This is a genomic window from Streptomyces sp. NRRL WC-3618, from assembly GCF_001280005.1.
GTDB lineage: Bacteria > Actinomycetota > Actinomycetes > Streptomycetales > Streptomycetaceae > Streptomyces.
Genome location: NZ_LGDW01000117.1, coordinates 1 through 8,879, shown reverse-complemented (window position 1 = coordinate 8,879; position 8,879 = coordinate 1). Strand labels below are relative to the sequence as shown.

The 8,879-nt window shown below is 72.3% G+C and carries 8 protein-coding genes; 6 read left to right on the top strand and 2 right to left on the bottom strand.

Annotated elements, in window-relative coordinates:
* The 5 genes from ADL01_RS13850 to ADL01_RS13830 all read left to right on the top strand — a co-directional run.
* Positions 1-1,245, top strand: a 1,245-nt coding sequence (locus ADL01_RS13850; protein ID WP_159049520.1) for a 4'-phosphopantetheinyl transferase superfamily protein, incomplete at its 5' end; no start/stop codon positions are given.
* A 14-nt stretch (positions 1,246-1,259) separates the two neighbouring features.
* Positions 1,260-1,589, top strand: coding sequence for an acyl carrier protein (locus ADL01_RS13845; protein ID WP_053742272.1), 330 nt, complete (start codon positions 1,260-1,262; stop codon positions 1,587-1,589).
* A gap of 2 nt (positions 1,590-1,591) precedes the next feature.
* Positions 1,592-2,419, top strand: a complete 828-nt coding sequence (locus tag ADL01_RS13840) for an alpha/beta fold hydrolase (RefSeq protein WP_053742271.1) — start codon at positions 1,592-1,594, stop codon at positions 2,417-2,419.
* Complete coding sequence (locus ADL01_RS13835) at positions 2,416-3,630, top strand: glycosyltransferase (RefSeq protein WP_053742270.1); 1,215 nt, start codon at positions 2,416-2,418, stop codon at positions 3,628-3,630. The genes ADL01_RS13840 and ADL01_RS13835 overlap by 4 nt, the downstream gene beginning before the upstream one ends.
* Positions 3,627-4,748 (top strand): class I SAM-dependent methyltransferase, encoded by a 1,122-nt coding sequence (locus ADL01_RS13830; protein WP_234354623.1) that lies wholly within the window; start codon positions 3,627-3,629, stop codon positions 4,746-4,748. Before ADL01_RS13835 ends, ADL01_RS13830 begins: the two co-directional genes overlap by 4 nt.
* Positions 4,749-4,995: 247 nt before the next feature.
* Here ADL01_RS13830 and ADL01_RS13825 read toward each other — a convergent pair whose 3' ends face one another.
* Both ADL01_RS13825 and ADL01_RS13820 read right to left on the bottom strand, forming a co-directional pair.
* Entirely contained in the window at positions 4,996-5,964 is a 969-nt protein-coding gene (locus ADL01_RS13825) for a lysylphosphatidylglycerol synthase transmembrane domain-containing protein (RefSeq protein ID WP_234354622.1), read from the bottom strand.
* Between the two features lie 257 nt (positions 5,965-6,221).
* Positions 6,222-7,061 (bottom strand): Mut7-C ubiquitin/RNAse domain-containing protein, encoded by an 840-nt coding sequence (locus ADL01_RS13820; RefSeq protein WP_234354621.1) that lies wholly within the window; start codon positions 7,059-7,061, stop codon positions 6,222-6,224.
* Between the two features lie 127 nt (positions 7,062-7,188).
* On the opposite strand from ADL01_RS13820, the gene ADL01_RS13815 reads away from it, so the two are divergent.
* Positions 7,189-8,712, top strand: coding sequence for a serine/threonine-protein kinase (locus ADL01_RS13815; RefSeq protein ID WP_053742269.1), 1,524 nt, complete (start codon positions 7,189-7,191; stop codon positions 8,710-8,712).
* The last annotated feature ends 167 nt before the right edge of the window (positions 8,713-8,879 follow it).

The window sequence follows — 8,879 nt, the reverse complement described above, 5'->3', positions numbered from 1 at the left end:
GCCCCCACCACCGAAACCGAACGCATCCCCGACCACACCGCGGCCCAGCTCTACTCGGAGCGCTGGATGTTCCACGGCCCGGCGTTCCAGGGAGTCACCGAGCTCACCGCGCTGGGCGAGGCGCACGTACGGGGAGTCATCACGACCCCGCCCGCGCCCGGTTCGCTCCTCGACAACGTCGGACAGATCCTCGGGTACTGGATCATGGCGACCCGCACCGAGCGGACGGTCGTGTTCCCGGTCGGGATGCGCGAGATGCGGTTCTACGGGCCGCATCCCGACCCCGGCACCGACGTCGACTGCTTCATCCGGATCACCTCGCTCACCGACACCGTCCTCGAAGCCGACGTCCAACTGACCGTCAGCGGCCAGGTCTGGGCCGTGCTGAGTGGCTGGCAGGACCGGCGCTTCGACAACGACCCGCAGACCAGGCCCGTCGAACGCTTCCCCGAGCGCAACACCCTCTCCGAGGCGCGGCCGGGCGGCTGGGTACTGCTCCACGAACGCTGGCCCGACCTCGCCTCGCGCGACCTCATCATGCGCAACTCGCTTGGCGGAGACGAGCGTTCACAGTACGAGCGGCACGCGCCGCGCGGTCGCCGGCAGTGGCTGCTCGGCCGGATCGCGGCGAAGGACGCCGTACGGCGGTGGCTCTGGGACCAGGAGGGCGAGGGGGACGTGTTCCCGGCGGAGATCCGGGTGCACAACGACCCGACCGGGCGGCCGTACGTCACCGGGGTGCACGGCAGGACCCTGCCCCCGCTGGACATCTCGCTGGCCCACCGGGCCGAGGCGGGTGTGGCGATCGTACGGCCGCACCGGCCCGGATCCGCCACGGGAACAGGGACGACCACCGGGCCCGGGATCGACATCGAGGAGGTCGTCGACCGGGACGCCTCGACCCTGACCACCGCCCTCACCTCGGCCGAACTCGCCCTCCTGCGTGCCCGGTCGGCCGCAACCGGCGAGTCCCAAGCGCTCTGGTTCACCCGCTTCTGGGCCGCCAAGGAAGCCGTCGCGAAGGCGGAGGGCACCGGATTCGGCGGCAGGCCAAGGGACTTCGTGGTGCGGGAGTCCACGGACGGGGGCGCCCGCCTCACGGTCTCCGGGCGGCTCGCGCCCGCCTACACCGTGCACTGCGAGCAGACCGGCAATCCCCCCGGATTGCCTGACCGGGAGTACGTCGTGGCCTGGACAACCGGACCGGCCGAAGAAGTCGCGACCGAACAAAGTGCAGCAAACTAAGGGGAGTTGGAGCGATGACCAGCCTCAACGGGCACAGAACCGGAACCGGTGTCGACGATGAGGAGGCGGTGCTCGCCGACATCACGGCCATGCTCGCGACCCTCCTCGACGAGTACGGCCTCGACGACGTCGAGATCCGGATGGACACCACCTTCAACCGCGACCTGGAGCTGGAGAGCATCGACCTGGTGACCCTGGCCGGGCTGCTGGAGGAGAAGTACGGCAACCGGGTCAACTTCGCGGAGTTCCTCGCCGGCATGGAGTTCGACGAGATCATCGAACTCACCGTCGGCCGGCTCGTCGAGCACGTCGTCGCCAGTCTCAAGGCGACGGAGGCGAGCTGACCATGGCGATCGTCGACCTCGGCGGCGGCCTCAAGCTGCACGCCCAGCGCATCGGCCCGCGCGGCGACCGCCCCGTCACCGCGACCGCCGTCCTCGTGCACGGCCTCCTCACCGACAGCCTGGCCAGCTACTACTTCACCGTGGCACCGGCGTTCGCCGCCTCCGGCATCGACGTCGTCATGTACGACCTGCGCGGCCACGGCCGCTCCACCCGCCCCGCCACCGGCTACACCCTCGACGACAGCATCGACGACCTGGAGGCCCTTCTCGACCGTCTGGAGGTGACCGGCCCGGTCCATCTCGTCGGTAACTCCTACGGTGGGACAGTCGCGTTCGGATACGCCGCCCGCCACCCCGAGCGCACCACCAGCGTCACCCTCATCGAGTCGGAACCGGCCACCGCCGCCTGGGCCGGCAAACTCGACGGCATCCTCGGCCGCGTCCTGCACGAACTCGCCCACAACGAGGCCGACGCCATCGCCTGGATCACCGCCAACCGCAGCCAGAACACCGCCCGCCTCGCCAAGGGCGCCGCCCGACTGGCCCGCGAGACGACGCTCGCCCAGGACATCCCGGCCAGCCGCGTACTGACCGAGGCCGAGATAAGTTCCGTACGCTGCCCGGTACTTGGTGTGTACGGGGGCGACTCGGACCTGGCCGACCTGGCACCCTGGTTGGAGTCCGTACTGCCCGACTGCCGGACCGTCGTCGTACCGGGGCACGAACACTCCGTGCTCGTCGAGGCGTCGGGGACGGTCGGCGGGCACATCCTGTCCCTCATCCTCGGGTCGGCCGCGCCGGTGCAACTGGCGGGGGCGGACGCGCGGTGAGCCGGTTCCTGTTCGTCGTGCCGCCGCTCGTCGGACACATCAACCCGGCTGTCGGGGTCGCCGCCGAACTCGGCGCACGCGGACACGGGTTGGCGTGGGCATGCGCCGATCCGGGACTTGTGAAACGGCTCGCCGGTAAGGACGCCACCGTCTACCCGTGCGCCGGGCCCGTCCCCGGCGCCGGGGACGGCGTACGGCCGCCGGACATGCGGGGACCCGAGGCGCTGAAGTTCCTCTGGGAACGGTTCCTCGCCCCGCTCGCCGAGGAGATGGCCCCCGGAGTCGCCGCCGCCGTCGGGGAGTTCGCACCGGACGCCATCGTCGCCGACCAACAGGCCCTCGCCGGGAGCCTCGTCGCCGAGCGGCTGGGCCTGCCGTGGGCCACCTCGGCCACCACCTCCGCCGAGTTCACCGACGTCCTGTCCGGCATGCCCAAGGTCGCCGAGTGGCTGGACGAGCTGCTCGCCGGGCTCCGGGTCCGGATCGGCGATCCCGCGAGCACCGCCGACCCCCGGTTCTCCCCGCACCTCGTACTCGCCTTCAGCACACCGGAGTTCGTCGGCGCGCAGGCCCGGACGGGCGACCAGATCCGCTACGTCGGCCCGTCCGTCGCCGATCGCCCCGCCCCGACCGGCTTCCCCTGGGACTGGCTCGACCCCGCCCGCGCCACGACCCTCGTCACCCTCGGCACCGCCAACACCGATGTGGGCGCACGCTTCCTGACGGAGTGTCTGGTGGTGGCGCGTGAACGGGCGGACCCGATGCAGACGGTGATCGTCGACCCGGCGGGCGTACTCGCGAGCACCCGGGACGGCGCGGGCGCGAGCGACGACAAGGATGTGCTGATCGTCCCCTCCGTTCCCCAACTCCCGCTTCTCGAACGGGTCGACGCCGTCGTCTGCCACGCCGGGCACAACACCGTGTGCGAGGCGCTCTGGCACGGTGTGCCGCTCGTCGTCGCGCCCATCCGGGACGACCAGCCCGTGATCGCCGGACAGGTCGTGGAGGCCGGGGCGGGCATCCGCGTGCGGTTCGGGCGGGTCACCGCGCCGAAACTGGGCGCCGCGATCGACGCCGTACTGCACGAGCCCGGCTACCGCTTCGCGGCGGCCCGGATCCGTACCGCGTTCCGGGCCGCCGGAGGCGCTTTCGCGGCGGCCACCCACCTCGAGCAACTCGCCATCGGCGCGCCCGCGAAGGAGACGGCATGAGTGACGAAAGGCAAGCGCAGGACAGCGAGAAGACGGCAGGCGAGGCGGAGGCACCGGCCACGCCCAGCCGTACCGAGCAGGTGGCCGCTCTCCGGCCCACCTACCAGGGCGACCTGGCCTTCGGCCTCGACCGGTTCTTCGAACCCCCGCGCACCCGGTGCACCTGGTGCGGCTCGGACCGGTTGGAGACGCGGCTGCGGACCACCGACCTGCTCCAGCACAAGCCGGGACAGTTCGTGCTCGACCGCTGCCAGGACTGCCGGCACACCTTCCAGAACCCCCGGCTCAGCGCCGCCGGGCTGGAGTTCTACTACCGCGACTTCTACGACGGGCTCGGCGAGAAGCAGCTCGGCAACACCTTCGCGAGCCGCGGGAAAATGTACGAACAGCGGGCCCGCGCCCTGCTCCCCTTCGACGACGCGCCCAAGAAGTGGCTCGACGTCGGCACCGGGCACGGCCACTTCTGCGAGTCCGCCCGGGTCGTCCACCCCGGCACGTCCTTCGACGGACTGGACTTCACCGACGGCGCCGAACTCGCCGAGCGGGCGGGTCGCGTCGAAAGCGGCTACCGGGGGAGTTTCACCGAGCTGGCCCCCGAACTGACCGCCCACTACGACGTCGTCAGCATGTTCCACTACCTGGAGCACAGCACCGAGCCGCCCCTCGAACTGGAGGCCGCGCGTCAGGCCATCCGGCCCGGCGGACATCTGGTGATCGAGGTCCCCGACCCCGACAGCCGTTACGCCCGGCTGCTCGGCCGCTGGTGGCTGCCCTGGCTCCAGCCCCAGCACCTGCACTTCGTCCCCATCGACAACCTCCGGCAACGGCTCACCGAGCTGGGCTTCACCGTCGTCCTGGAGCAGCACGCCGAGCCGCACGACCCCGTCGACCTGCTCGCCGCCGTCTGGCTGGCCCTCGACAACGCCGCCCCGCGCGACAACCTCCCGTGGCTGCCGCACCCCCCGAACGCCCTGCGCCGCATCCTGCGCGGAGCCCTGCTGCTGGCCGGCGTCCCGGCGCTGATCCTGGGCACCCTGCTGGACCGCTTCGCCGTCCGGCCGCTCTCCCACCGCCTGGGCGTCTCCAACGCGTACCGTCTGGTGGCCCGCCGGGACTAGGGCGAGTCCGCAAAGTCCCGCCTGCCTCGCGGCGTCATGCACGCTTCCCCACTGCCTTGAGGGCGTGGGAGGTGCCCCCACTCGCCGCACCGGGCGCAGACCCACGTACAACCAGTACGAGGGCCTGCGCCCGGCACGCCGAGAGTACGCACCTACGCGGACATCAGCCGCTGCCACGGCGGGCGCCGGGCCCGCCCTCCGGGCGGACGACGGGAATGTGACGACAGCCCGTAGAACAGGCCGCGCGTCACAGCACCTTGGCGCGCACCAGCATCGACAGCACAAGGGCGCCCGGCAGCAGCGGCAGCCAGACCGTCAGGACGCGGAAGCCGACGACGGTCGCGGCGGCCAGGGGCAGCGGGGCGCCCAGCGCGGCCAGCGCGAACACCAGGGCCGCGTCGACCGGACCGATCCCGGCCGGCGCGGGGACGGCGCCGACCGCGGCGCTCGCGGCGAGGTAGGCGAACAGGACGTCCGGCCAGGCCACCGGCAGCCCCAGTGAGGCCCCGACACTGGCCAGCACGGCCGCCTGGCACAGGGAGAAGCCCGCAGAACCGCCCCAGAGCGCGATGACCCGGGCGGGCCGGGTGTGCAGCTGCCGCGCGTCGGTCAGGGCGGTGCGCAGACCGCCCAGCAGGGGGCGCCGCAGGGGACGTACGAAGGTCACAAGCAGCGCCCCGACGACCACCGCGCCCGCCACGCCCACGACGATGGGGACCAGGGTCCCCTCGTTCGGGAAGAGGTCGGTGGTGCCCAGGGAGGTCGGGAAGGTCGCCAGCAGCACGAGGATCACCAGGAGCTTCGCGACCGGTTTGACCAGCGAGTACAGGGCGAGGGACGCGGTGGCCCGGGCCAGCGGGATGCCACGGCCGGTCAGGAAGCGCAGGGTGACGGCGTGGGCGCCGAGACCGGCCGGAAGGACGTTGTTGGCCGCGCCGGCGGCGAACTGCGAGGCCAGCAGCAGTCCCGGCGGCAGCCGCTCGGGGATCGCCCCCTGCCGGGCGAAGGCGGCGGAGACCCAGCACAGGAACGTGAACGCGGTTCCGACGGCCAGCCAGCCGGGGTCGGCGGTGGTGAGCCGCCAGGCCCCGTCGTGCAGGACCCGCCAGTTGTCCGCCGCCCAGATCCCGATGAGCACGAGCGGCAGCACACACAGCACCCGGCGGGCGTGCCGGGCAACGGGGAACCGGGAGAAGAAGGAGGAGCCGGCAGCCATGGCGGGACAGTCGGCGGCGCCCGGGGCAGGGAGCTGGACCGTCGGAGCGGGCGGGGCTATGGGCACGATCGGCAATGAGGACACAGCGCGCGTCGTCCTTCCACGGTGCGCCCACGCGCTGCGGGGGCGGACGGGGGAGTTGAAGAGCGAAGCAAGGGGGGACGGCAGGAGCGTTCCCAGTCCGCGTGACGGGGTGGTGTCCGGGAAGAGACGGGGTGAGGGCGGACGGGCGACACCGCTGGTGCCTGAGGCTTCTGTCAGAGTCTCCCCTCATCGTCTCCTGTCAATACGTCCCTTTCACTACGCCCGTTCAACGACATAGTGCGGTCGCCGGTTCCCGCGGTTCCCCCACCGGTAACCCGACGGTCCCGGTGCCCGCCGAACTCGCTCAGCGCACCCTCGACGATCGCCTCCAGCCGCGCGTGGTGCGCACCCCGCCAGTACAGACGTGCGCACTCCACGCACTGCGCGAACACGTCGTACGTACGCCGCGTCCCGTCCTCCAACCGGTCGCCGACCGTCTGCTTGTCGGCCTGCTCCAGCCGCCCGTTGCAGGCGGTGCACCGGCTCCACGGGGCGAGTACGGGCGCGAACCGGTCGAGGACGTCCCTCAGCTGGTCGTCCGGACGGTCGCTGTAGACGTACGCGCCCGCCCACAGCTCCCGGCGCCGCAGCAGCCCCCGGTCCCGGGACAGCAGCACGCGCCGCTCGGCCGCCGACAACGCGGCCAGCGCCGGATCGCCGATGTCCTCGCTCTCGTACGCCGCGTCGACGCCCAGGAGCCGCAGCCGACGGGCGAGCGTGCCCAGATGCACGTCGAGCAGGAAACGGAGCGGTGCCCCCGGCACCGACTGCGGTCTGACGACGGCGCCGACCTCCACGCTCTCGCCCGCGCCCGGCACATGGGACACCGTCACGTCCCGGCCGTCGACGAGCAGCCGTCCGGCCTCGGTGAGCGGCACACCCAGCGACTCGACCACGTGACCCAGCGAGGACGACCCGTCGGTCACCAGCGTCGTCGGCCCTGCGCGCCGCTCGGACGGAACGAAAAGCCGCAGCTCAGGGGCGAAACTGATGACGATCTCCGGTCTGCTCACCCCGCCAGGATGCCATCCGCCGGACAGGGCACGCCCGGCGTTTTCCGGTGCACTACTCTCGGCGCTCAACACCCGATCCGGCACTCCGACCCGGCGGTGGGTGTCGTCGGTGGGGGAGCACGGCAGCATGCAGTTCGAACGTACGGGCGTGCCCGGTTACGAGGTCGCCGAGGTCCTCGGCCAGGGCGGGTTCGCCACCGTGTACCGGGCCCGCCAACTGGCCGTGGGCCGCGAGGTCGCCCTCAAGATGGACAGCCGGGTACTGGCCACCGACCGCGACCGGCAACGATTCCTGCGCGAGGTCACCGCCGCCGGTCAGCTGTCGGGCCACCCGCACGTGGTGGCGGTGTACGACGCCGGGGTGCTCGACAACGGCCGCCCCTACATGGTCCTGGAACTGTGCCCCGGCGGCTCGCTCGGCGACCGCCTCCACCAGCAGGGCCCGCTCCCGGCCGCCGAGGCGCGGGACATCGGCGTACGCATCGCCGACGCGCTGGCAGCGGCCCACGCCTCCGGCGTACTGCACCGCGACATCAAGCCCGGCAACATCATGATCGACCGGTACGGAAACGTCGGCCTCGCCGACTTCGGGCTGGCCGCGATGCCCCGCCCCGGCCAGGAACTGTCGGTCACCCGGGAGGCGTTGACACCCGCGTACGCCCCGCCGGAGGCATTCCGGCTGGCCGAGCCCACGCACGCCGGGGACGTGTACTCCCTCGCCGCCACGATCTACGCCCTCATGCACGGCAGGCCCCCGCACTTCCCGGCGGAGGGCAGCCTCGGCATCGCGGAGGTCATCGTCAGGCACACCTGGCCCCTCCCCGACCTCCCTGGAGTGAGCCCGCGCCTCACCGAGGTCCTCCGCCACGCCATGGCCCCGGACCCGGCCGACCGCCTCCCGAGCGCGGCGGCCCTCAGGGACGCGCTGGCCGCCGTCGACCTGTCGGCCACGGGCCACGCCACCCCCGCTCCCGAGGCCGCTCCGCCCTCCGCGCCGCCCACCACGGTTTCGCCGCCCACGGCCTCCCCACGCCGGAGAAAGGTGAGTGTGCGGGTGTCGGTGGCGGCCCTGGCGGTGGTCGTCGTCGGTACGGGCGCGACGGTGGCGTACGAGTACCTGCCGCCCTCGACGAGCCAGACGCCCACCGCCGGACGCTCCCCTTCCGTCGCCGCATCCGGTACGGGCGGCCCGAACGGATCGGCCCCGGCCGCGGATGCCGGTTTCGCCGTACCGACCACGACTGACAACTGTCCGGCAGCCGACGTCCCCGGCCTGGGCGGCCGCTGCACCACGACCGCCGAATGCTGGGGCGGCATGGTCGTCACCGTCGGCATCGTCAGCGTGAACCGCTCCGACTGCCTGGTGTCGCACCCCTGGGAGACGTTCGCGATAGCCCCGCTCCCCTCCGACGGCATGACCAACAACCAGCAGGAACTGGAGAAACACCCGGGCGTACGGAGACTCTGCTCACCCGCCGTCCTGGCCGCGTCCAGACAGGGCGACGCCCGCGAAATCGCCCCCGACCGCTGGACCGTCGACGTGCTCCCGCCCACACAGACCCAGTACGCCGACGGCCTGCGCGTCATGCGCTGCGTGGCCACGATCACCGGGAAGGAGTCCACGGGGGCGAACTTCCGGCCCCGGACATGAGAGTCGCCGCGTGCCTGATCATGCTGCCCGTCGCGCCATTGACCGGCTCGGGCAACGAGACCTAGCGTGGAATACGTTTACACCCCCTTCCCTCCACCCCGGTCCCGTGCGCCTCCGCACCGAAGCAGGAGCCCCATGCCCCCCGTGCCTCCCGTGCCCCCCAAGCC

What these genes read in the sequence shown, in the direction of transcription:
- ADL01_RS13845 (WP_053742272.1), top strand. Translation starts at nt 1,260, where the DNA reads ATGACCAGCCTCAACGGGCACAGAACCGGAACCGGTGTCGACGATGAG.
- ADL01_RS13840 (WP_053742271.1), top strand. Translation starts at nt 1,592, where the DNA reads ATGGCGATCGTCGACCTCGGCGGCGGCCTCAAGCTGCACGCCCAGCGC.
- ADL01_RS13830 (WP_234354623.1), top strand. Translation starts at nt 3,627, where the DNA reads ATGAGTGACGAAAGGCAAGCGCAGGACAGCGAGAAGACGGCAGGCGAG.
- ADL01_RS13825 (WP_234354622.1), bottom strand. Translation starts at nt 5,964, where the DNA reads ATGGCTGCCGGCTCCTCCTTCTTCTCCCGGTTCCCCGTTGCCCGGCAC.
- ADL01_RS13815 (WP_053742269.1), top strand. Translation starts at nt 7,189, where the DNA reads ATGCAGTTCGAACGTACGGGCGTGCCCGGTTACGAGGTCGCCGAGGTC.